Origin of the sequence: Phenylobacterium sp. (assembly GCF_965229015.1) — a bacterium.
GTDB lineage: Bacteria > Pseudomonadota > Alphaproteobacteria > Caulobacterales > Caulobacteraceae > Phenylobacterium.
This window is the reverse complement of record NZ_CBDDIM010000001.1, coordinates 3,110,063-3,131,667: the sequence shown is the minus strand read 5'-3', so window position 1 is coordinate 3,131,667 and position 21,605 is coordinate 3,110,063. Positions and strand designations below refer to the sequence as shown.

The window sequence follows — 21,605 nt, the reverse complement described above, 5'->3', positions numbered from 1 at the left end:
ATGTCGCGGCTCTGGGCCGGACTGGGTTTGGCCCTCTGCCTGGCGGGCGCGGCGCGGGCCCAGCCGGTCGAGCCCGCCCCCGAGCCCCCGGCCGTCCCGGCCGCCCCGCCCCCCGCCTGGGCCCAGGCCTCCTCGATGATGACGCGGCTGCTGGAGACCGCCGCGCCGTCGAGCCTGGCGGTCTACACCACCCTGGCCGGCGACCGGGACAGGCAGGGCCTGTCGGTGGGGGCCCTGCAGTGGAACTTCGGCCAGGGGACCATCGCCGACCTGATCGACAAGGTGCCCGAGGCCGACGCCCTGGCCGCCGCCGACATGCCCTTCCACGGCGCGGACTTCGTGAAATACGCCCGGCTGTCCCGCGATCCCCTGACCCGGCCCGAGGCCCTGGCCTGGGCCCGTTCGGTGCAGACCGACGGGGTCATCGACCCGGCCCTGGCCATCGAGCTTCAGGGGTTCCTCGGCGACCCGGCTGTGGTGGCCGCCCAGGACGCCGGCGAGCAGGTATTCCGCGCCTCGGCCTGGAACCTGGCGACCCGGTGGGCCGCCACTCTGCAGAGCCGGCCACAGCCGCGCTTCGCGGAATACGCCTTCTTCTACGACATGCGGGTCCAGGCCGGGGCCCGCTACCTCGAGGAGATCGAGGCGGTGATGGCCAAGCTGGCCACCTTCAAGGCCGGGGAGACGCGGGATCTCGACTTCACCTCCCGCGCCCGCACGGCGGCGGCCTTCGTGGCCATGAAGAACGACACCCCCTGCGCCATTCCCACCGCCAAGCGCCCCAACCTGGCGCCGGGCCACGTCTGGGACGGCCAGGCCAATTGCGCGGTCTGGCGCACGATGATCGCCGAGGGCGAGACGCAAGGTCCCGACCGGGAGCTGCTGGTCCTGGCCTTCCTGCGGGCCTATGTCGGCTCCGACGAGTTCGCGGTGAACCTCTTCAACCGCAAGGGCCTGTTCGCCACCGGCCGCGGCCTGGCCAACGGCCGGTCCTGCGATTTCCGCCCTCTGTTCGCGGCCCTGGACGCGGGGCAGGCCGTGAGCGCCGACCAGGTGTCTGGGGCCTGCCGGGCGCCGAAGCCCGGCAAGGGCTAGGACGCCGCCTTTTCCGCCAGGGGCACGGTCATCTGGGTCTGGATGACGATGGCCACCAGCTTGCCGTCCTCGCCGGTGATGCGGGTCTGCCAGACGCTGGAGGAGCGGCCGATGTGCAGGGGGGTGGATTCGCCGATCACCGTCGTCCCCTCCTTGGCCGAGCCCAGGAAGTTGGTCTTGCTTTCGATGGTGGTGGTCCGCGATCCGGGGACCAGGTTGAGGTGACCGCCGACGGCCCCGAGCGCGTCGGCGAAGGCCATGAAGGCGCCGCCGTGCAGGATGTTCCCCGCCGTGCAGAGGTCGGGCCGGACCAGCAGGCGACCCACGACCTTGTCCTTCGCGCGCTCGACGATCTCCACCCCCATCAGGTTGGCGAAGGGCATGCCGGAGTTGGGGGTCATGGGGTTTCCTCGTGAGTCGTTTTCTTGCCCGCCACGATAGGCGGCTGCGGCCCGCCGTCCATGACCTGGTGGGTCAGACAGCCGCAACGCGGTGCGCCCAGCTTGCGATTTCGGGCTCAGGAGCGTAACGGAACGCTCCGCTTGAAGATGAGGAGAGACCCCGATGGGCTACCGCGTAGCCGTCGTCGGCGCCACGGGTAATGTGGGCCGCGAAATGTTGAACATCCTTGAGGAAGTTCAATTCCCCATCGACAAGATCCACGCCATCGCCAGCCGCAAGTCCATCGGGCTCGAGGTCGCCTTCGGCGAGAAGATCATCAAGTGCCAGGACATCGAGCAGTTCGACTTCTCGACCGTCGACATCGTGCTGATGAGCGTGTCCGGCTCCTTCTCCAAGGAGTGGTCGCCGAAGATCGGCGCCGCCGGCCCCATCGTCATCGACAATTCCTCGGCCTTCCGGATGGACCCCGACGTGCCCCTGGTGGTGCCGGAGGTGAACCCCGACGACGTGCTCTGGGCGCACAAGAAGAACATCATCGCCAACCCCAACTGCTCGACGGCCCAGCTGGTGGTGGCGCTCAAGCCCCTGCATGACCGGGCGAAGATCAAGCGGGTGGTGGTCTCGACCTACCAGTCGGTCTCCGGGGCCGGCAAGGAAGGCATGGACGAGCTGTTCGACCAGACCAAGAACGTCTTCGTCCTAGGGGCGACCCCGCCCAAGAAGTTCCCCAAGCAGATCGCCTTCAACGTCATCCCCTTCATCGGGTCGTTCCAGGACGACGGCTACACCGACGAAGAGCAGAAGATGTGGAACGAGACCCACAAGATGATCGACCCGGCCATCAAGCTGACGGTCACCTGCGTGCGCGTGCCCGTGATGGTCGGCCACTCCGAGGCCGTGAACATCGAGTTCCACGAGCACCTGGACGAGGACGAGGCCCGCGACCTGCTGCGCGAGAGCCCCGGCCTGATCGTCATCGATAGCCGCAACGACCAGGGCTACATGACCCCCAAGGAGGCCCAGGGCGAGTTCCCGGTCTTCGTCAGCCGCATCCGCAACGACCCCACCGTCGAGCACGGCCTGAACCTCTGGGTCGTGGCCGACAACCTGCGCAAGGGCGCGGCGCTGAACGCCGTCCAGATCGCCCAGCTCCTGCACGAGCGCGGCCTGATCAAGACCAAGCTGATCGCCTAGTCGCTGAGAACACCTCCCCTCCCCCAAGCGGGAGAGGAGGTGGGGCCGCAATACGCCGTCCGGACTCCGCGAGGGTTTGCGCGAAAGGCTCTTGCCGTCGCCGCCATGGCGCCTAGGTAAGCAACCCGCCGTTGCGCTGACGCTTCGAAAGCCCGCCCGTGACCGACTCCGCCCAGATCAACCGCACGGCGCTCGGCGCGGGCATCCTCTGCTACTTCATCTGGGGCTTCGTGCCGCTGGCCTTCCAGGCCATCGGCCACCTCGGCGTCGGCCCCTGGGAGACGCTCGCCCATCGCACCATCTGGGGCGCGCCCACCGCCCTGATCTTCGTGCTGCTGGCCAAGCAGTGGCGCCAGGCGGTGGCGGTGTTCCGTCAGCCCAAGGTGCTGGCCTGGCTCACCCTGTCGGCGGGGCTGATCGCCGCCAACTGGATCGTCTTCATCTGGGCGGTCAATTCCGGCCGGGTGCTGGAATCCAGCCTCGGCTACTACATCACCCCCCTGATCAACATGGCCGCCGGGACCCTGATCTTCCGCGAGCGCATGGACCGCATCGGGGTCGCCGCCATCGCCTTCGCGGTGGTGGGCGTGGTGATCCAGGCCGTGGCGCTCGGCCACCTGCCCCTGGTCTCGCTGGCGCTCGCCCTCTCCTTCGGCGGCTATGGGGTGGTGCGCAAGCAGGTGGCGGCCGACGCCCAGACCGGCCTGTTCATCGAGTGCCTGCTGCTGGCGATCCCCAGCTTCGTCTTCGTGATGTGGCTGCAGCACCAGGGCGGCGGCCACTTCCTGGCGTCGCCGGCCACCATCGCCTGGCTGATCGCCTCGGGACCGATCACGGCGGTGCCGCTGGTGCTGTTCTCCTGGGCCGCCCGCCGGATCCCGCTCTCCTTCATGGGCTTCCTGCAGTTCATCGGCCCCACCATCGGCTTCGTCATCGGCGTCAGCCAGGGGGAGGCCTTCACCCCCCTGCGGGCCATTTCCTTCGCCTTCATCTGGGGCGGGGCGGCGGTCTTCACCTACGGCGCCTGGCGCCGCAGCCGCGCCCTCCCGAGTCCGGTGGTGGCCTAGGGGATCTAAAGCGACCCGTAGGCCGCCTCGATCAGGGCCCTGGGGCGGCGGTCGCCGATCAGATCGGTGGACTGGCGGTTCATGACATAGGCCCCCGCCAGACTGGTCTCCGGGTCGGCGAAGACGCAGGAGCCGCCCCAGCCGGAGTGGCCGAAGGTCTGCTCCCCCGGTCCCCAGACCTTCACCGGGGCGTTGCGCATGAAGCCCGCCCCCCAGCTCATCTCGAAGGGCAGCACCAGGTCCTGGCCGCGGATGCGTTCCCGTGACGCCTCGGCGATCAGGGCCGGCGACAGGATCACCTCCCCGTCCAGCCAGCCGTCATCGGCGAGCGCCCCGAACAGGCGGGCCAGCGCCAGGGCCGTGGCGTGGCCGTTGGCCGACGGAATTTCCGTGCGCCGCCACTCCGCCTGGCCGCCGCCGCCGGCCGAGGACCAGGGGGTGAGGAAGGCCGCCCGCGTGGCTTCGTTGATCTCGCCGAACCTGGCCGGGCCGTTGGGGCGCTGCATGTCGGCCGCGCGGCCGTGCTCGGAATCCGGCAGGCCGATCCACAGGTCCAGGTCGAAGGGGACCGCCAGGTCCTGGCGCAAGGCCGTCCCCATGGTGCGGCCATCCACCCGGCGGAAGATCTCGCCGGCCAGGTAGCCGAAGGTGACCGGGTGGTAGCCACTGGCGGTTCCCGGCGCCCACAGGGGGGCCATGGCCGCCAGCTTGGCGCAGATGGCCTCCCAGTCGAACCAGAGCGACGGCTCCATGGGGTCGGGGAAGCCGGAGAGGCCGGCCTGGTGGCTCATCACCTGCTCGACGGTGATGGCGCCCTTGCCGGCCTGGGCGAACTCGGGCCAGACGCTGGCGACGGTCTGGCCGTAGTCCAGCTTTCCGGCGTCCACCAGCCGGGCGATCAGCAGGGCGGCGATGGCCTTGGTGCTGGAGAAGATGGCGGTGAGGGTCGTGTCGTCGAAGGCCCGGGTCCGCTGGCGGTCGGCATAGCCCGCCCAGAGGTCCACCAGCACCTCGCCCTTGCGGACCAGGGAGAACCGCGCGCCCAACTCCAGCCCCTGCTCGAAATTGGCCTCGAAAGCCTCCCGGACCGCGAAGAAGGCCGGGGCGCAGGTTCCGAAGATCTCGGTCAGGCCAGACGCTCCATGCGCACGGTGGGGGAGGCGGCCTTCAGCCGCTGGGACATGGCCACGATGGGCAGCTCGGCGACGTTCCAGATCTGGGCGGCGCTGATGGTCTCGGCCACGCCGCCGACGGCGCGGGCCAGGGCATAGGAGGTGGTGAGCCCATCGATCAGGGCCGCGCCGAACAGGGCCGAGAGCAAATCACCGGTGCCCTTGGGGGCGCTATCGGCCCGCGGGTGGGCGGCCAGCCAGGCCTCCTTCTTGTCGGCGTAGATCACCCCGATCTCGCCGCCGCGCTGCACCGAGGAGACCATCACCGGCCGGCCCAGCAGGCGGGCGGCGTGCAGGGCCTGGGTGGGGTCGCGGGTCTCGGCGCCGGTCATGCGCTGCAGCTCCCAGGCGTTGGGGGCGACGATGTCGGCGCGGGGGACCAGGTCGCTGATCACCGCCTCGGCCACGTCGGCGGCGACATAGAGTCCCTTGCCGGCGTCGCCGATGGTGGGGTCGATGATGATGATGGGCTTGCGGGCGCCGGCCTCCCGCGGGGCGGCGCGCACGGCGTCGATGGCCCGGGCCGCGGCGCGCACCTGGGCGGCGGAGGCGAAGTAGCCGGTGAGCACCAGGTCGGTCTGGGCGAACAGCCCGTTGGCCTCGATGCCGTCCAGCATGCCCTCGATGGCCTCGACGGGCACGGACGCGCCGCCGGGCGCGCCCCAGCCGGGGTGGCGGCCATAGAGGACGGTGGGAACCACCATGGTGTCGATGCGGAACGGCGCCAGGGCCTGGGCCTGGGCGGCGCCCCCGACCCGGCTGGCGGCGACATGACTGGAGATGACGAGCGCGAGCGGCATGGCCGGTTTGTTAGCCGAGCCCTCTGGGCTGCGCTAGCGCTAGAACGAAAACGTCATCCCCCGGCGCTTGGGGGGCTCGGCGGACTGGAGATACGCCGGCGCCGGGGGATGACGAAGAGGAAGACCTAGTAGCGGTAATGGTCGGGCTTGAACGGCCCGGCCGTGGGCACGCCGATATAGTCGGCCTGCTCCTTGGAAAGCGTGGTCAGCTTGGCGCCGAGCTTGCCCAGGTGGAGCATGGCCACCTTCTCATCGAGGTGCTTGGGCAAGGTATAGACCTTGGTTTCGTACTTCGCGCCATTGGTCCACAGCTCAAGTTGGGCGAGCGTCTGGTTGGTGAAGGAGGCGCTCATCACGAAGCTGGGGTGGCCGGTGGCGTTGCCGAGGTTCACCAGGCGGCCTTCCGACAGCAGGATGATCTTCTTGCCGTCGGGGAATTCGACGTGGTGGACCTGATCCTTGATCTTGTCCCACTTGAAGTTCTTCAGGCCGGCGACCTGAATTTCGCTATCGAAGTGGCCGATATTGGCGACGATGGCGTTGTTCTTCATCCGACGCATGTGGTCGACGGTGAGAACGTCCTTGTTGCCGGTGGCGGTGACGAAGATGTCGCCCTTGTCGGCGACGTCTTCCATGGTCTGGACCTCGTAGCCCTCCATGGCCGCCTGCAGGGCGCAGATCGGGTCGATCTCGGTGACGATGACCCGGGCGCCGCCGTTGCGCAGGGAGGCCGCCGAGCCCTTGCCCACGTCGCCGTAGCCCAGGACCACCGCGACCTTGCCCGAGAGCATCACGTCGGTGCCGCGGCGGATGGCGTCCACCAGGCTTTCACGGCAGCCATAGAGGTTGTCGAACTTGGACTTGGTGACGCTGTCGTTGACGTTGATGGCGGGGAAGGGCAGCTCGCCGCGTTCCGACATCTGGTAGAGGCGGTGGACCCCCGTGGTGGTCTCTTCCGACACGCCCTTGCAGGCGTCGCGGATGGCCGAATAGAAGCCCGGCTTCTCCTTGATGTAGCGCTTCATCACCGCGAAGAGGGCTTCCTCTTCCTCGTTCTGCGGGTTGGCCAGGACGGAGATGTCCTTCTCGGCCTTGGGGCCCAGCACGCAGAGCAGGGTGGCGTCGCCGCCGTCGTCGAGGATCAGGTTCGGGTAGCCGCCGTCATGCCACTCGAAGATGCGGTGGGCGTATTCCCAGTACTCCACCAGGTTCTCGCCCTTGATGGCGAAGACCGGGGTGCCGGCCGCGGCGATGGCGGCGGCGGCGTGGTCCTGGGTGGAGAAGATGTTGCAGGAGGCCCAGCGGACCTCCGCGCCCAGGGCTTCCAGGGTCTGGATCAGGACCGCGGTCTGGATGGTCATGTGCAGGGAGCCGGCGATGCGGGCGCCCTTCAGGGGCTGGGCCTTGCCGAACTCGGCGCGCACGGCCATCAGGCCCGGCATCTCGGTTTCGGCGATAGCGATTTCCTTGCGACCGAAGTCGGCGAGGGTGATGTCTTTCACGACATAGTCGGTCATCGGGGTGTCCTGTCGGCGCAATATGCTTTGCGGGCTCTATAGCCGCGCGAGAGCGACCCTGCAACCAACGTATAAAGATATCTTTATATGAGCAGGCTTAACGCCAGAAGACGGGCGCCTGGGCCAGCTTGGCCATTTCCTTGGCGGCGGTCTTCAGGGCCTTGGGGCGGGCGGCCTCGCGCGCCGCCATCAGGTCGCGGGCGGCGGGGGCGTCGTCGGGCGCCAGGCGGGCCACCAGGGTGGCGGCCACGGCGCTGTCGTTGAGGGCGCCCAGGCTGTCCTGCAGGGCCTTCAGCCGCTTGATAAACCGCCGGCCGGGCTCGGGGCCGAACAGGGGCGCGAAGGCCTCGGCGGCGTAGCGCAGCTTCTTGGCGGCGATCCGCACCCGGTGGCGGCCGGGATCGTCCAGCTTCTGCAGGTCCTTTCCCAGGCGAAGCACCTTCTTCCAGCGGCGCTCCAGGGCCTTGGCGGCGAAGTCGCGGGCCGAGCGGCGGGCATGGCGGCTGGCCTCGTCGCGCCAGGCGCCGGTCTCCACCCAGGCCGAGGTCTCCAGCACCAGGTCGCGGAAGCGCTTGGAGGCCACGGCGGCGGCGGCCTTGGCGTGGGCCTGGGCGCGGGCGGCGGCCACCCGCGGCGACAGGGGCGCGTCCTCCCCCACCAGGGCGGCGTTGTCGTGGCTGAAGACGTCCAGGTCGCGCGCCTCGTCGCAGGCCCGCGACAGCCATTTCAGCTCGGCCTTCAGGTGCCGGACCCGGGTGTCCTCCACCACCGACTTGAAGGTGCTCATGGCGCTGCGCATCCGGCGGACCGCCACCCGCAGCTGGTGCAGGGCGTCTTCGCCGTCCACCTCCCGCAGCACCACGCCGTTGGCGGCGATCTGCACCAGGGCGTTGCGGGCGATGGTCTGGAAGGCCTCCCCAGCGGTTCCGCCGCGCCTCAGGGGCGCCTTGTCGTGCCGCCGCGGCTCGTGAAGGGTCCCGGCGCGCAGCCCCTGGCCCTGGGTCGCCTTGCCGTCGAAGGACAGATAGAGCGGCGCGGTCAGCGAAAGCTGGCGGGCCAGCGCGAACAGGGCCGCCGGATCGCCGGACTTCAGCTCCAGCTCCAGCTCGCAGAGGGTGCGGCGGCGGTCGTCGGTGGCGATCTCCCCCTGGTCCAGGGCCAGCTCGATCTGAGCCCCTTCATAGCTGAAGGTCCGCTGCTGGCGAGTGACGCGGACGGTGAAGACCGGCGCGAGCGCCTTGCGCTGGGCGGGTTTCAGGGCCGCCTTCACCGCCGGCATGGTGAGGTCCAGCATGTCGCCGGCGACCCTGGCCTCGTGCTCCTCGCGGGCGAATCCGTCGCCGCGCTTCAGGGTCTGGACTCGTTTTCCGTTGCTCTCGCGCAGGCGCAGCGAGATGTGGCCGGCCTTAAGATGGCCCTGCGGGGTGTCGAAATAGACGGCTGTCAGGTGCTTGGTCTCGGCCTCCCCGATGGGGGCGGCGGCCAGCAGGGCGGGCACATCCTGCGGCTCGCACAGGAACTTCAACTCGATCTCGTCGGCGCCCATGCGCTACATGCTCCCGTGCCCGACTCAAAATGGGCGCCCAGACCCGAGGAGTGCACCATGAACGCCCCCTTCAATCCCGTCCTTGATGAAACGCAACCGCGGCACGATTGGTCGCTGGGCGAGGTGGAGGCGCTCTTCGAGCTGCCGTTCATGGACCTGGTGTTCCGCGCCGCGCAAGTCCACCGGGCGTGGTTCGACCCCACCGAGGTCCAGCTCTCCCAGCTGCTGAGCGTGAAGACCGGCGGCTGTCCCGAGAACTGCGGCTATTGCAGCCAGTCCCAGCACTTCAAGACCTCCACCACCGCCAGCAAGCTGCTGGAGGCCGACACCGTGATCGCCGCGGCGACCGAGGCCAAGGCCGGCGGGGCCCAGCGCTTCTGCATGGGGGCGGCCTGGCGCGACCTGAAGGACCGCGACGTGCCCAAGGTGGCGGCCATGATCGCCGGGGTGAAGGCGCTGGGCCTGGAGACCTGCGCGACCCTGGGCATGCTGACCCGCGACCAGGCCCAGTCCCTGAAGGACGCCGGCCTCGACTACTACAACCACAACCTCGACACCGGCCCGGACTATTACGACAAGGTGGTCACCACCCGCACCTACCAGGACCGCCTCGACACCCTGGAGGCCGTTCGCTCGGTGGGCATGTCCACCTGCTGCGGCGGGATCGTCGGCATGGGGGAGACCCGCCGCGACCGCGCCGGCCTGCTGCACGCGCTCGCCACCCTGCCGGCCCATCCCGACAGCCTGCCCATCAACGACCTGATGCCCATCCCCGGCACCCCGCTCGGGGACTCCACCCCGGTGGACGGCATCGAGTTCGTCCGCATGATCGCCGTGGCCCGCATCCTCTGCCCCAAGACCGTGGTGCGGCTCTCGGCCGGCCGCGAGCACATGAGCCGCGAGCTCCAGGCCCTGTGCTTCCTGGCCGGCGCCAACTCCATGTTCATCGGCGGCAGGCTGCTCACCACCGCCAACCCGGACAAGGACACCGACGCGGCCCTGATGGCCGACCTGGGCCTGAAGCCGATGACCATGGGCGTCAGCGCCTAGGACTTTTCGCAAGGGCGTGGGCGGTGGTAATTTCGCCGCCATGCCCACGCCGCACCAACAGGCCGAAGCCGAACTGACCGCCTACGGCCTGAGCCTGCCGGAGACCGATCTCGCGCCCGGTCCGACGGTCTCGCGCTGGCTGCGGGTGCGGGGCAAGACCTTCGCCGTATTCGGCGACCGGGCCGAGCCCGTCGACGCCCTGACGCTCACCGTGAAGTTGCCGATCTCCTACGAGATGGCGCAGCTCCTGCCCTTCGTGCGCGAGCGGGCGGGGTGGTATCGCCAGAACAAGTGGGCCATCGCCCACTTCGGCGCCGACGACGACATCCTGGCCGAGCTGGACACCCTGAAGGGCTGGATACGCCAGAGCTATGTCGCCATGGCGCCCAAGCGTCTTGGGCGGCTGCTGACAGAATCCGGCGTCTGACCGATGAATCCTTGGCCGATGTCGGGCCGGGCGATCCTAATTCGTCCTGCGGACTAGCTTGACCCATCGCCCGCCCCTATCTGGCGGGGACCCTCGAACGACCCCGGAGCCTCCGTGCAGCCGATCATATCCGTGAAGGGTCTTTCCAAGACCTATGCCGGGGGCTTCCAGGCCCTGAAGACCATCGACCTGGACATCCGCCGCGGCGAGATCTTCGCCCTGCTGGGGCCCAACGGGGCCGGCAAGACGACGCTGATCAGCATCATCTGCGGCATCGTCAATCCGGGCTCGGGCCAGGTCCTGGCCGACGGCCACGACATCGTCACCGACTATCGCGCCGCCCGCGCCAAGATCGGCCTGGTGCCCCAGGAGCTTTCCACCGACGCCTTCGAGAGCGTCTGGGACACGGTGAAGTTCAGCCGCGGCCTGTTCGGCAAGGCGCCCAACCCGGCCTATATCGAGAAGATCCTTCGCCAGCTCTCCCTGTGGGACAAGAAGGACTCCAAGATCATGGCCCTGTCGGGGGGCATGAAGCGCCGGGTGATGATCGCCAAGGCGCTGAGCCACGAGCCGCAGATCCTGTTCCTCGACGAACCCTCCGCCGGCGTCGATGTCGAGCTGCGCCGCGACATGTGGGAGATGGTCCGGGGCCTGCGCGACAGCGGCGTCACCATCATCCTGACCACCCACTATATCGAGGAGGCCGAGGAGATGGCCGACCGGATCGGGGTGATCAGCAACGGCCAGCTGATCCTGGTGGAGGACAAGGACGTCCTCATGCAGAAGCTGGGCAAGAAGCAGCTCACCCTGCACCTCCAGGCGCCGCTCACGGCCCTGCCCAAGGAACTGGCCGGCGAGCCCCTCGAGCTGTCGGCGGACGGCTCCGAGCTGGTCTACACCTTCGACACCCAGAGCGAAGAGACCGGCATCGCCGACCTGCTGCGCCGCCTGGCCGGCCACGGCATCGACTTCAAGGACCTCCAGACCAGCCAGAGCTCGCTGGAGGAAATCTTCGTCAGCCTGGTGAGGGCCCCGCGATGAACCTCTATGCGATCCGCGCCATCTATCAGTTCGAACTGGCCCGCACCTGGCGCACGGTGCTGCAGTCCATCGCCTCGCCGGTGATCTCCACCTCGCTCTATTTCATCGTCTTCGGCTCGGCCATCGGCTCGCGGATGACCCAGATCGACGGGGTCAGCTACGGCGCCTTCATCGTGCCGGGCCTGATCATGCTGTCGATCCTGACCGAGAGCATCTCCAACGCCTCCTTCGGCATCTACATGCCCAAGTGGTCCGGCACGATCTACGAGGTGCTGTCGGCGCCGATCTCGCCGATCGAGATCGTCATCGGCTATGTGGGGGCCGCGGCCACCAAGTCGGTGATCCTGGGGCTGATCATCCTGGCGACGGCCAGGCTGTTCGTGCCCTTCTCCATCGCCCACCCCTTCGTGATGATCGCCTTCCTGGCGCTCACGGCGGTCACCTTCTGCCTGTTCGGCTTCGTGATCGGGGTCTGGGCCGACGGCTGGGAGAAGATGCAGATCGTGCCGATGATGATCGTCACGCCGCTCACCTTCCTGGGGGGCAGCTTCTATTCCATCAGCATGCTGCCGCCGATCTGGCAGAAGATCACCCTGTTCAACCCGGTGGTCTATCTGGTCTCCGGATTCCGCTGGGCCTTCTACGACAAGTCCGACGTCGGCGTCGGCGTCAGCCTGGCGGCCACCTTCGGCTTCATGCTGCTCTGCCTGGCGGCCATCACCTGGATCTTCCGCACGGGCTACAAGCTGAAGACCTAGTCGCGGACGCGACAAACCTCTGGTGTCATCCCGGCCGCAGCGAAGCGGAGGGCCGGGACCCAGATGCGCGGAGCTCTCAGGATAGATCGGTGGGTATGGGTCCCGGTCTTCCGCTGCGCGGAAACCGGGATGACACCCTTTGCTTGTTCGTGAGGTTCGTGGTCGATCTTCTTTCGACCTGGACCGCGACCGCGGACCGGCCGACGACCCTACTCGTCCTCGTCGAAGCGGTCGGCGACCAGCTTGGCCAGGGCGTCCAGGGCGGGTTCGGCCTCGGCGCCGTCGGCCTGGATCTCGATGCAGGCGCCGGGGCCGGCGGCCAGCATCATCAGGCCCATGATCGAGCGGGCGTCCACCACCTGGCCGTCCTTGCAGACCGTGACCTCGGCGTCGAAGGTCGAGGCCATCTTGACGAACTTGGCCGAGGCCCGGGCGTGCAGGCCTCGTTTGTTGACGATCTCGACCGAGCGGCTCGCCGTCATTTCTCGCCGGCCAGCACGTAGGAGGCCACGGAGATGTACTTGCGCCCGGCCTCCTGGGCGTGGGCCACGCAGTCCTGCAGCGGCAGCTTGGTGCGCACGCTGGCCAGCTTGATCAGCATCGGCAGGTTCAACCCGGCGATCACCTCGGCCTTGGTCTGCTCCATCACCGAGATGGCCAGGTTCGAGGGCGTGCCGCCGAACATGTCGGTGAGCAGGATGACGCCGTCGCCGGTATCCACGCGTCCGCAGGCCGCCAGTATGTCCTGGCGGCGCTTTTCCATGTCGTCGTCCGGCCCGATGCAGATGGAGGCCACCCCGGTCTGCGGGCCCACCACATGCTCCATGGCGAAGACGAACTCCTCGGCCAGACGCCCGTGCGTGACGATCACGAGGCCGATCATGCCAACTCTCTCAACGGGAATCCCCACCCGGCGGCGGCGAAACGCCGGCCGCGAGGCCGCCTAGATACGCTCCTTCTTGGCCGCCTCCAAGATGCTGCAATGCGCGACTCAGTTTCACAGGGGCCGAAGATTCAAGCGGCGCGAGCATTATCAGGGGCACGCTCAACCCGAGGTGCGTGACAAAGGCCCGTTCCGGAATCCGCTCCGGGGTTCCGCAGCGCACCGCCAGGTCGACGCCGCTCCAGGCCAGGGCCGGTTCGGCCACCACGTCCAGGCCGCGCGCCTCGATCCGCCCCGCCAGGGTCTCCGGCGCCCGACCGTAGAGCCGGCCGCCGGAGGTCCAGAGCGTCACCCGGTCGTCGGCCACCAGGCGGAAGCCCCGGTCCAGGCAACGCAGGGCCAGGTCGCTCTTGCCGGCTCCCGAGGCGCCCTCGATCAGGACGCCGCGCCAGCGGCCGCCGCGGAAGGCCGCGATCAGACCGGCATGGAGGATCACCGGCGGGCCTCGGGCAGCACCACGGTGAAGCGGGCGCCGGCGGTCTGGCCGTCGGGCCCGGGGCGGTTCTCGGCCCGGATGGTTCCGCCCTGGGCGGCGACGATCTGGCGGGCGATGGACAGGCCCAGGCCCGAATTGCCGCCGAAGGCCGCGCCCTTGGGCCGCGAGGTGTAGAACCGCTCGAACACGGTTTCGAGATTGTCGGGCGGAATGCCGGGGCCGTCGTCCTCCACCGCCACGGTGGCCTCGCCCCGGGCGTGCTCCAGCCGCACCCGGACCTCGCCGTCGCGGGGGCTGAAGGAGCGCGCATTGTCGATCAGGTTGCGGAACACCTGGCCCAGCGGCCCCTCGCGGCCGGAGACCATGATCGGCTCCAGGGTGTCCTGGGCGCTGAACGCCACGCGAGCCTCCCCGGGCTTGGCGGTGTCCTGGTAGAGCTGCACCACCTCGCCGATCAGGTGGCCCAGGTCGAAGGCCTTGGGGTCCTCCCGCGACAGCTCGGCGTCCAGCCTGGAGGCGTTCGAAATATCGGTCACCAGCCGGTCCAGGCGGGTGACGTCCTGCTGCAGGATGGCCAGCAGCCGCTCGCGGGCGGCCGGGTCCTTCACCAGCTCCAGGGTCTCCACCGCCGAGCGCAGGGAGGTGAGCGGGTTCTTGATCTCGTGGGCCACGTCGGCGGCGAACCGCTCGATGGCGTCCATCCGCTCGCTGAGCACGTGGGTCATGTCCTGCAGGGAGCGGGTCAGATCCCCCAGCTCGTCGTCGCGCCGGGCGATGTCGGGCAGGGAGATGGAGCGGGCCCGGCTGAGCCGCACCCGGTCGGCGGCCCGCGCCAGGCGGCGCACCGGCTGGGCGATCAGGTTGTTGAGCAGCAGGGAGGAGGCCAGCGTCACCCCGATGGCGATCAGGATGAAGGGGATCAGGGCCAGGCGCTCGCGGGCGATGATCTCGTCGACGTCGCTGGCCTCCAGGGTCAGGACGCCGAGGACGGCCTGGACGTGCTGGATGGGGATGGAGACCGAGACCACCCGCTCGCCGTCGTCGCCGGCCCGCATGCCGGCCCAGTGCTTGCCGTCCAGGGCCTCGGCGACCTCGTGGGCCAGCGCCTTCTGAACCCCCGGCTGCGGTCCGGGGGGCTTGCGCTCGGAGCGGAACTGCAGGGAGAATCCGGGGTCGTCCTCCCGGGGCCGGGCCGGCGGCAGCACCTTCCACTCCACCCGGTCGGCCACCCAGTAGCTGTCGGCGATCAGCCGGCCCTTGGAGTCGAACAGCCGCGCCCGCTGGGTGCGGGGGTTGGAGAGCAGCTGCAGGATCTGGCTGGCGTAGGCCCCGTCCATCGACGGCAGGGGTTCGCCCACCGTGGCGGCCTGGTCGATGATGGTGGCCATCAGCTCGCCCTGGGTGGTCAGGCTGTCGATCCGGGCGTTCACCAGGCCCCGGCGCAGCTCGTTGAGCACCAGGGCCCCGATGATCAGGATCGTCAGGCCCAGCAGGTTGAGCACGATGATGAGCCGCCCCAGGCGTGAGCCTGGCAGCCACCCGAACCATGAGGACAGACGTCCCGGGTCAGGTCTCGCGGTATCGGTATCCGACGCCATAAAGGGTCTCGATGCCGTCGAACTCGGGGTCGACCTCGCGGAACTTCTTCCGCATGCGCTTGATGTGGCTGTCGATGGTGCGGTCGTCGACATAGACCTGATCGTCGTAGGCGGCGTCCATCAGGTTGTCGCGGCTCTTCACGAAGCCGGGACGCTGGGCGAGCGACTGCAGCAGCAGGAACTCGGTCACCGTCAGCTTCACCGGCTTGCCCTCCCACAGGCAGTCGTGGCGGGCGGGGTCCAGGGTCAGCTTGCCGCGCTTCAGGGCGCGCGCGCTGGTGTCGCCCGGCGTGGCCAGCGCCTCCTCGGCGTCGGCGCCGGCCCGGCGCAGCACCGCCTTCACCCGTTCGATCAGCAGGCGCTGGCTGAAGGGTTTGTGCATGTAGTCGTCGGCGCCCAGGTTGAAGCCGAGGATCTCGTCGATCTCCTCGTCCTTGGACGTCAGGATGATCACCGGCAGGTCGGAGGTCCGGCGCAGGCGGCGCAGCACCTCCATGCCGTCCATGCGGGGCATCTTCACATCGAGGATGGCGAGGTCGGGCGGGTCGTTCTCCAGGGCCGCGAGGCCCGCAGCGCCGTCGTAGTAGGCCTTGACCGTGTGGCCGTGGCTTTCGAGGGCGAGGCTCACCGACGTGACGATGTTCTCGTCGTCGTCCACCAGGGTGATCTTAGCCATGATCGGGGATCAATTCCTTTCAGGAAGCAGCAGCCAAGCTAGTCGCCCCATAGCGTGGCCTCAATGGGGCGGGGAAACCTCCCCATCCCTATAACGCGTCACCGCGCCCACCGCGCCGAATCGTCGCAGTAAACTGGCTTTAAGTTTGTTGCGCGAACATGGGTCTTCCTTTGGGGGATTTCATGAGCGGCGCGCAGGTTCACTACGAGGTCTTCAGCAAGAAGACGCCTGGCGGCGCCTGGGTGCTCGACCTGGCCACCGAGAACCGCGCCGGGGCGCTGGCGACCGCCAACGAGATGATGGCCGCCAAGAAGGCCGCCGCCGTGCGCGTCACCAAGGAGACCCTCGATCCGGAGACCCGCGAGTTCCAGTCGATCGGTATCCTGAACCTCGGCAACAGCGAGGCCCCGAAGAAATCCAAGGTCAAGGAAGACAACGACCCGCTCTGCGTCACCCCGCAGGACCTCTACACCATCCACGCCCGCGACCGGATCGGCCGGCTGCTGGAGGGCTTCCTGGAGCGCAAGGGCGCCACCCCCTTCGAGCTGCTGCACCGCGCCGACCTGGTGGAGGAGCTGGAGGCGTCGGGCACCGACCTGCAGCACGCCATCCAGAAGCTCGCCATCCCCGAGGCCCAGGCCCGCGGCCTGTCGGTCCATGAGCTGATCCGCGTCTTCCAGGGCCTGGTGGAGCGGGCCATCGAGCGCCTGCTCAAGGACAGCCGCAAGGGCGAGCTGCCCAATGTCGACAAGGAAGGCTTCGCCCGCGCCGCCGAACGCGTGTCCCAGCATCCGGAGCGCGCCTACCTGCTGGGCGCCGGTGTGGCGGTCTCCATCGCCCCGGCCCGCAGCTGGACCGAGAAGGTCACCCGCCTGCTGGACCTGGCCGACTCCGCCCCGGTCACCGGCCCGCCCCGGGGCCTGGCCCTGGCGGTCATCGAGCAGCCCCTGTCGGAGATCCTCGGCGCCAAGTCGGGCCTGGACGACATCATCGGCAAGGACCTCGACCTCGGGGCCCGGCTGGCGGCGATGATCCGCCTGGCCGCCTGCGAGCCGGTCGAGGGCCTGATGCGCATCGAGCCCTCGGTGGCCAAGATGATGCCGCCCCTGTCGGAGACCGCCCAGCGCCTGGCCAAGTGGCTGGCCACCGAGGACTTCGGCGCCGTGCGCCTGGCCATCGCCAAGCGGGTGGTCCGCGAGCTCACCGGTCCCCGGCGCCTTCGGCCCAGCGACGCCGCCGGCGAGATCGCCGTCATGCGGGCCTTGGCCATGGCGCTCACCGCCGCGGCCGGCACCATGCTCTCCCTCGACGACGTGCAGGAGGCCTTCACCACCCGCTCGCGGATGCTGGTCACCGGCGACTTCGTGGAGTCCTACCTCGGGACCAACAGGTCCTGCCGCGAGGAGGTCGAGGCCCTGATGTGGCTGGTGGAGAACGTCATCGGCGCCGCCAACAAGCGCCAGGCCGGCCGTTACCTGGCCGCCAATGTCAGCGGCATGCGTTTCGAGAAGGAATTCCGCCTCAGCTCCGATTCGCCCGGCGTGAAGCTCGAGGTCCTCGCCAAGCTGCAGAAACAGGCCGCCCGCAGCGGCCTGGCCGCGGAGGACTACGGCCCCATCCAGGGCAAGATCGGCGAGGTCGGCGGCCTGGTGGAGGCCGACTCCAAGGTGGTCTCCATCGTCGCCAAGTCGGCCCAGGGCCCGGTCCACCGGCTGATGGTGCTGTTGCGGATGGCGATCGGCGAGACCGCCCCCACCGGCCCCACCGCCGATCGCGCCCGCGCCGAGGCCCTGAAGCTGGTCCGCCGCGACGACACCCGCGCCGAACTCGCCCGCGCGCCCGAGCGCATGGGTCAGGTCCGCCAGCTGCTGGCGGCCATGACGGCGGCCGCGGCCTAGGTCCGCAGCGCCTCGGCCAGGGCGCCCACGACCCGATCCACGTCCTCGTCGGCCATGCCGGGGTGGAGAGACAGGGAGAGGCAGGTCTCGTACGCCGGGTCTTGCCGGCCGCCGGAAAGTCGATCAGGGCCACCATCAGGTGCAGGACCGGGCCGCTCCAGTCGGGCCGGGCGGCCTGATCCAGACGCGATCAGGTCAGGCGGGCGCTGCGGCGGGCTGGCGCGGCGAATCGGCGAAGAGGCTCGGCTTCAGCCAGCGGCCGACATTGCGCACCAGGGCGGGGTCGCCCTCGAGCCGCAGGTCCTCCGATTCGATCGCGGAGCGATAGCTGCGCTCCCCCATGAACAGGTCGTGCATCGTCCGCAGGGCGCACTCGAAGAAGACATTCACGTCCCGCCCCGGATCGACGACGCACAGCTCCACGCGGTCGCCCGCGACCAGCAGCCAGAAATCCTTCTGATCGCAGAGATCCGCGAACCGGAACCGGACCACGGTCTGCGGTCCGGGCAGCTGGTCGGGCTGGATGCTGCGCTCGAGGTAGAGCAGCAGCAGGTCGACATCGAGCTCCTCGTCCAGGACGTTGTGCCGGGCCCAGACCAGCCCCCACTCCCCCACCGCGACCAGGACCGGCAGCAGGGCCTCGCACGCCGCCGTGGGAAAATACTGGTGCTGACGCTCCCCCGAGCCGCGCCGGCGGACCACCAGCCCATGGGCCTCCAGCGTCCGAAGCCTGTTGGAGAGCAGGGCCGGTGAGACGTCTCCAAGACCCCGCTGCAACTCGCTGAAGCGCCGCGCGCCCATCAGCAGTTCGCGAAGGATTAGGATCGTCCACTTCTCACCGAGGATCTCGGTGGCCTTGGCGATCGGGCAGAATTGACCGTAGCGCATGGGCTGCCTCCTGGAGCTGGGCGCCCAGCCTACCGGTCCCGGTCGGCGGAATGAACTACAGGAACTGTAGTGGATTGCTTCAGCCCATGAACTGGCCGCGGCGCGTCCAATTCTCCACTGGCGACCCGAGCCGGCGTTTTCGGCTCGCATGCAAACAGGAGAACGACATGCCGCTAGTTACGATTGAAGTCATCAAGGACGTTTTTGCGCCGGAACAGAAGGCGGAGATGATCGCCAAGGTGACCGACACGATGGTCGGTATCGAGGGCGAGGCTCTGCGTGGGGTCACCTGGGTCAGGATCGTCGAGATCGAACAGGGCGATTGGGGCATTGGCGGACAGACCCTCCGCGCCGCGGACGTCAAGGCGATGGCCGCGGGCTAGGCCTGCACCGCTGACACGGGACATCGACAGGCTTGCGTTAGGTTTCGGCCATAAGGGGAGCTCGTCGATGATCCGTGGAAGCTGTTGCTGTGGCGCCGTCCGATTCAAACTGTCGGCGCCGCCGCGCCTGATGGGCGTCTGCCATTGCGGCCGGTGTCGCAAGGCGGGCTCCAGCGCCTTCGTGTTCGTGCGGCGCGAAACCTTCCGGTGGGTGGCGGGGGAAGAGCTGGTGGCGGTCTATGCGCCCGAGGCGCCGTTCAAGCACGCGCGTCGGTTCTGTCGCCGCTGCGGCTCCAGTCTCGGCGAGGCGGGGGCGGACGCGGACGCCTTCCCCATCGCCGCCCATTCCCTCGACGACGATCCGGGCGTCCGCATTCGGTTTCATGAATTCGTCGCCGAGAAGCCGGCCTGGTGCGAGATCGCCGACGACGCCGTCCGCTTCGAGGGCCACCCGTTCCGCCCCTAGACCCCCAGCGCCTCGGCAAGGGCGGCGACCACCCGGTCGACGTCCGCGTCGGCCATGCCGGGATAGAGCGGCAGGGAGAGGCAGGTCTCGTACCAGGCCTGGGCGCCGGGCAGGTCCAGCGGGCCGTAGCGGTCGCGGTAATAGGGCTGGGTGTGGACCGGGATGTAGTGGACCTGGGTTCCCACCCCGCGCGCCTTGAGGTCGTCCACCACCCGGCGCCGCGTCTTGCCGGCCGCGGGGAAGTCGATGAGCACGGTCATCAGGTGCAGGACCGGCTCGCTCCAGTCGGGGCGCGTGGCCGGGCGCACGATCGGCGCCAGCGAGGCCAGGGACTCCTGATAGCGGGCGGCGAGCGCCCTTCGCCGGGCGGCGAAGCGGTCCAGCTTGGCCAGCTGCGAGAGACCGAGCGCGCAGAGGATGTCGGGCAGGCGGTAGTTGAAGCCCGGCTCGGGCATCTCGTAGATCCAGGGATCGGCCCCCTCCGGCTTCACCATCCCATGGCTGCGCAGGGTCTTCAGGCGTTGGGCCAGGCGCTCGTCATTTGTGGTGACCATGCCGCCCTCGCCGGTGGCGATGGTCTTGACCGGGTGGAAGGAGAAGGTGGCCATGGCCGAGTGGCGCACGTCGCCGACCTTCTCGGCCTGGTTCCCGAAACTCATGGTGGAGCCGAGCGCGTGGGGGGCGTCCTCCACCAGCACGGCGCCGGCGTCCCGGGCGAGGGCCGCCAGGGCCGGAAGTTCGGCCACGTCGCCCCGCAGGTGGACCGGCAGGACGGCCCGCAGCCGGCGGTCGCCGACCCGGGTCAGGGCCTCGGACAGCGTGTCGGGGGTCATCAGGCCGGTGGTGGGGTCGACGTCGGCGAACACCACCTCGGCGCCCACATAACGGGCGCAGTTGGCGGTGGCCAGGAAGGTGATGGAGGGCGCGATGCAGACCTCGCCGGGCTGCACGTCGAGGGCCAGCATGGCCAGGTGCAGGGCCGCCGTGCCGTTGGCGCAGGCCACCGCGTGCCGGGCGCCCACCGTCTCGGCGAAGGCGGTCTCGAAGGCGTCCACCAGGGGGCCGGTGGTGAGGAAGTCGCCGCGCAGGGCCTGGGCGACGGCTTCGATATCGTCGTCCTCGATGGTCTGGCGGCCATAGGGGAGCAGGGACGCCGCCATCAGTCGGTCAGCCGCCGGCGCAGGGGCGGCGCCACCGGCGCGGGATCGTTGATCAGCTCCATCAGCCCCTCGCCGCTCAGCCACTCGTCATTGGTGTCGCTGGCGTAGCAGAAGCCGTCCGGCGCCAGGGGATGGGTCCTGGCGTAGCTCTGCCGGGTGTATTCCACGAAGGCCGGCTCGATGGCGTAGCGGTCCCCGAGGTCGACGGTGGTCCGCGCGTCGTCCACCGAGATCATCATCTCGTGCAGCTTCTCGCCGGGACGGATGCCGATCACCTTGATGGCCACGCCCGGCGCCATGGCCTGGGCCAGGTCGGTCATCTTCATCGAGGGGATCTTGGGCACGAAGACCTCGCCGCCGCGCATCAGCGACAGGGAGGAGAGCACGAAATCGACCCCCTGGTTCAGGGTGATCCAGAACCGGGTCATGCGCGGATCGGTGATCGGCAGCTCGGTGGCGCCGCGCGCCAGCAGCCGCTGGAAGACCGGGGCCACGGAGCCGCGCGAGCCCACCACATTGCCGTAGCGGACCACGGAGAACTTGCAGCCGATGTCGCCCGACAGGTTGTTGGCCGCCACGAAGGTCTTGTCCGAGGCCAGCTTGGTGGCCCCGTAGAGGTTGGCGGGGTTGCAGGCCTTGTCGGTGGAGAGCGCGATCACCTGCTTCACCCGGTTGGTGAGGCAGGCCCAGACCACGTTCTCCGCGCCCATGATGTTGGTGTGGATGCATTCGGAGGGGTTGTATTCCGCCGCCGGCACCTGTTTCAGGGCCGCGGCGTGGATGACGATATCCACTCCGCGCAGGGCCAGCGTCAGCCGCTCCCGGTCGCGGACGTCCCCCAGGAAGAAGCGCATGCAGGTGAGCTGTTCGGCCGGGAACTTCTCGGCCAGGTCGGTCTGCATCTCGCTCTGCTTCAGCTCATCGCGGGAATAGACGATCAACTTGCGGGGCTTGGCCCGCAGCAGCACGGTCTCGATGAAGCGTTTGCCGAAGGATCCCGTCCCGCCGGTGATCAGGATCACCTTGCCGTCGAGGTCGAGAGAGGTTGGCGCAAAGCGGCCCAAGGGCGGGCTCCCATGTACGAAAGG

The 21,605-nt window shown here is 69.0% G+C and carries 23 protein-coding genes; 10 read left to right on the top strand and 13 right to left on the bottom strand.

The window, feature by feature from the left end:
* On the top strand, positions 1-1,095 hold the full coding sequence (locus ACO06I_RS15765; protein ID WP_421933508.1) for a hypothetical protein: 1,095 nt from the start codon (positions 1-3) through the stop codon (positions 1,093-1,095).
* Here ACO06I_RS15765 and ACO06I_RS15760 read toward each other — a convergent pair.
* A complete protein-coding gene (locus tag ACO06I_RS15760; protein ID WP_421933507.1) occupies positions 1,092-1,496 on the bottom strand; it encodes a PaaI family thioesterase in 405 nt (134 codons plus the stop codon). The two genes, ACO06I_RS15765 and ACO06I_RS15760, sit on opposite strands and share 4 nt — an antisense overlap.
* A 163-nt stretch (positions 1,497-1,659) precedes the next feature.
* Between ACO06I_RS15760 and ACO06I_RS15755 the strand changes: the two genes are divergently transcribed.
* Both ACO06I_RS15755 and rarD read left to right on the top strand, forming a co-directional pair.
* Positions 1,660-2,691, top strand: coding sequence for an aspartate-semialdehyde dehydrogenase (locus ACO06I_RS15755; protein WP_304698244.1), 1,032 nt, complete (start codon positions 1,660-1,662; stop codon positions 2,689-2,691).
* A gap of 158 nt (positions 2,692-2,849) precedes the next feature.
* On the top strand, positions 2,850-3,758 hold the full coding sequence (rarD, locus tag ACO06I_RS15750) for an EamA family transporter RarD (protein ID WP_421933506.1): 909 nt from the start codon (positions 2,850-2,852) through the stop codon (positions 3,756-3,758).
* A gap of 5 nt (positions 3,759-3,763) precedes the next feature.
* Here the strand turns inward: rarD and ACO06I_RS15745 are convergent, their stop codons facing one another.
* The 4 genes from ACO06I_RS15745 to ACO06I_RS15730 all read right to left on the bottom strand — a co-directional run bounded on the left by ACO06I_RS15745 (position 3,764) and on the right by ACO06I_RS15730 (position 8,793).
* A complete protein-coding gene (locus ACO06I_RS15745; RefSeq protein ID WP_421933641.1) occupies positions 3,764-4,888 on the bottom strand; it encodes a serine hydrolase domain-containing protein in 1,125 nt (374 codons plus the stop codon).
* Positions 4,885-5,730 carry a PfkB family carbohydrate kinase gene (locus ACO06I_RS15740; RefSeq protein ID WP_421933505.1) on the bottom strand — a complete coding sequence of 282 codons (846 nt, stop codon included), beginning with the start codon at positions 5,728-5,730 and terminating at the stop codon, positions 4,885-4,887. Before ACO06I_RS15740 ends, ACO06I_RS15745 begins: the two co-directional genes overlap by 4 nt.
* Before the next feature lie 125 nt (positions 5,731-5,855).
* A complete protein-coding gene (gene ahcY / locus ACO06I_RS15735; RefSeq protein ID WP_421933504.1) occupies positions 5,856-7,247 on the bottom strand; it encodes an adenosylhomocysteinase in 1,392 nt (463 codons plus the stop codon).
* A gap of 97 nt (positions 7,248-7,344) precedes the next feature.
* Complete coding sequence (locus ACO06I_RS15730; protein ID WP_421933503.1) at positions 7,345-8,793, bottom strand: CHAD domain-containing protein; 1,449 nt, start codon at positions 8,791-8,793, stop codon at positions 7,345-7,347.
* A 57-nt stretch (positions 8,794-8,850) separates the two neighbouring features.
* Between ACO06I_RS15730 and bioB the strand changes: the two genes are divergently transcribed.
* The 4 genes from bioB (at position 8,851) to ACO06I_RS15710 (ending at position 12,069) form a co-directional block, all read left to right on the top strand.
* Entirely contained in the window at positions 8,851-9,843 is a 993-nt protein-coding gene (bioB, locus tag ACO06I_RS15725; protein WP_421933502.1) for a biotin synthase BioB, read from the top strand.
* A 40-nt stretch (positions 9,844-9,883) separates the two neighbouring features.
* Positions 9,884-10,270 carry a hypothetical protein gene (locus ACO06I_RS15720; RefSeq protein ID WP_421933501.1) on the top strand — a complete coding sequence of 129 codons (387 nt, stop codon included), beginning with the start codon at positions 9,884-9,886 and terminating at the stop codon, positions 10,268-10,270.
* Positions 10,271-10,348: 78 nt separating this feature from the next.
* On the top strand, positions 10,349-11,311 hold the full coding sequence (locus ACO06I_RS15715; protein WP_421933640.1) for an ABC transporter ATP-binding protein: 963 nt from the start codon (positions 10,349-10,351) through the stop codon (positions 11,309-11,311).
* Entirely contained in the window at positions 11,308-12,069 is a 762-nt protein-coding gene (locus ACO06I_RS15710) for an ABC transporter permease (protein ID WP_421933500.1), read from the top strand. The genes ACO06I_RS15715 and ACO06I_RS15710 overlap by 4 nt, the downstream gene beginning before the upstream one ends.
* Positions 12,070-12,278: 209 nt before the next feature.
* Here ACO06I_RS15710 and ACO06I_RS15705 read toward each other — a convergent pair whose 3' ends face one another.
* From ACO06I_RS15705 to ACO06I_RS15685, 5 genes are read right to left on the bottom strand one after another with little or no spacing between them, the layout of a single operon-like run.
* Entirely contained in the window at positions 12,279-12,551 is a 273-nt protein-coding gene (locus tag ACO06I_RS15705; RefSeq protein WP_421933499.1) for an HPr family phosphocarrier protein, read from the bottom strand.
* On the bottom strand, positions 12,548-12,952 hold the full coding sequence (locus ACO06I_RS15700) for a PTS sugar transporter subunit IIA (RefSeq protein ID WP_421933498.1): 405 nt from the start codon (positions 12,950-12,952) through the stop codon (positions 12,548-12,550). The genes ACO06I_RS15705 and ACO06I_RS15700 overlap by 4 nt, the downstream gene beginning before the upstream one ends.
* Before the next feature lie 10 nt (positions 12,953-12,962).
* The gene (locus ACO06I_RS15695) at positions 12,963-13,448 is read right to left on the bottom strand and encodes an HPr kinase/phosphorylase (RefSeq protein WP_421933497.1); all 486 of its coding nucleotides are present in this window, start codon (positions 13,446-13,448) and stop codon (positions 12,963-12,965) included.
* Positions 13,445-15,046: a stimulus-sensing domain-containing protein gene (locus ACO06I_RS15690; RefSeq protein ID WP_421933496.1), complete on the bottom strand. Its 1,602-nt coding sequence runs from the start codon at positions 15,044-15,046 to the stop codon at positions 13,445-13,447. Before ACO06I_RS15690 ends, ACO06I_RS15695 begins: the two co-directional genes overlap by 4 nt.
* Positions 15,015-15,722: a response regulator transcription factor gene (locus ACO06I_RS15685; RefSeq protein WP_421933495.1), complete on the bottom strand. Its 708-nt coding sequence runs from the start codon at positions 15,720-15,722 to the stop codon at positions 15,015-15,017. The genes ACO06I_RS15690 and ACO06I_RS15685 overlap by 32 nt, the downstream gene beginning before the upstream one ends.
* 182 nt (positions 15,723-15,904) lie before the next feature.
* Between ACO06I_RS15685 and ACO06I_RS15680 the strand changes: the two genes are divergently transcribed.
* Entirely contained in the window at positions 15,905-17,620 is a 1,716-nt protein-coding gene (locus ACO06I_RS15680) for a hypothetical protein (protein WP_421933494.1), read from the top strand.
* Between the two features lie 195 nt (positions 17,621-17,815).
* On the opposite strand, the gene ACO06I_RS15675 is transcribed toward ACO06I_RS15680, so the two are convergent.
* Complete coding sequence (locus tag ACO06I_RS15675; RefSeq protein WP_421933493.1) at positions 17,816-18,508, bottom strand: winged helix-turn-helix transcriptional regulator; 693 nt, start codon at positions 18,506-18,508, stop codon at positions 17,816-17,818.
* Between the two features lie 167 nt (positions 18,509-18,675).
* Here ACO06I_RS15675 and ACO06I_RS15670 point away from each other — a divergent pair, with 167 nt between their 5' ends.
* Both ACO06I_RS15670 and ACO06I_RS15665 read left to right on the top strand, forming a co-directional pair.
* Complete coding sequence (locus ACO06I_RS15670; RefSeq protein WP_421933492.1) at positions 18,676-18,891, top strand: tautomerase family protein; 216 nt, start codon at positions 18,676-18,678, stop codon at positions 18,889-18,891.
* Between the two features lie 67 nt (positions 18,892-18,958).
* Positions 18,959-19,357: a GFA family protein gene (locus ACO06I_RS15665; RefSeq protein ID WP_421933491.1), complete on the top strand. Its 399-nt coding sequence runs from the start codon at positions 18,959-18,961 to the stop codon at positions 19,355-19,357.
* On the opposite strand, the gene pseC is transcribed toward ACO06I_RS15665, so the two are convergent.
* Both pseC and pseB read right to left on the bottom strand, forming a co-directional pair.
* Entirely contained in the window at positions 19,354-20,517 is a 1,164-nt protein-coding gene (gene pseC, locus ACO06I_RS15660; protein ID WP_421933490.1) for a UDP-4-amino-4,6-dideoxy-N-acetyl-beta-L-altrosamine transaminase, read from the bottom strand. The genes ACO06I_RS15665 and pseC overlap by 4 nt on opposite strands.
* Positions 20,517-21,581 (bottom strand): UDP-N-acetylglucosamine 4,6-dehydratase (inverting), encoded by a 1,065-nt coding sequence (gene pseB, locus ACO06I_RS15655; RefSeq protein ID WP_421933489.1) that lies wholly within the window; start codon positions 21,579-21,581, stop codon positions 20,517-20,519. The genes pseC and pseB overlap by 1 nt, the downstream gene beginning before the upstream one ends.
* Positions 21,582-21,605 lie beyond the last annotated feature (24 nt).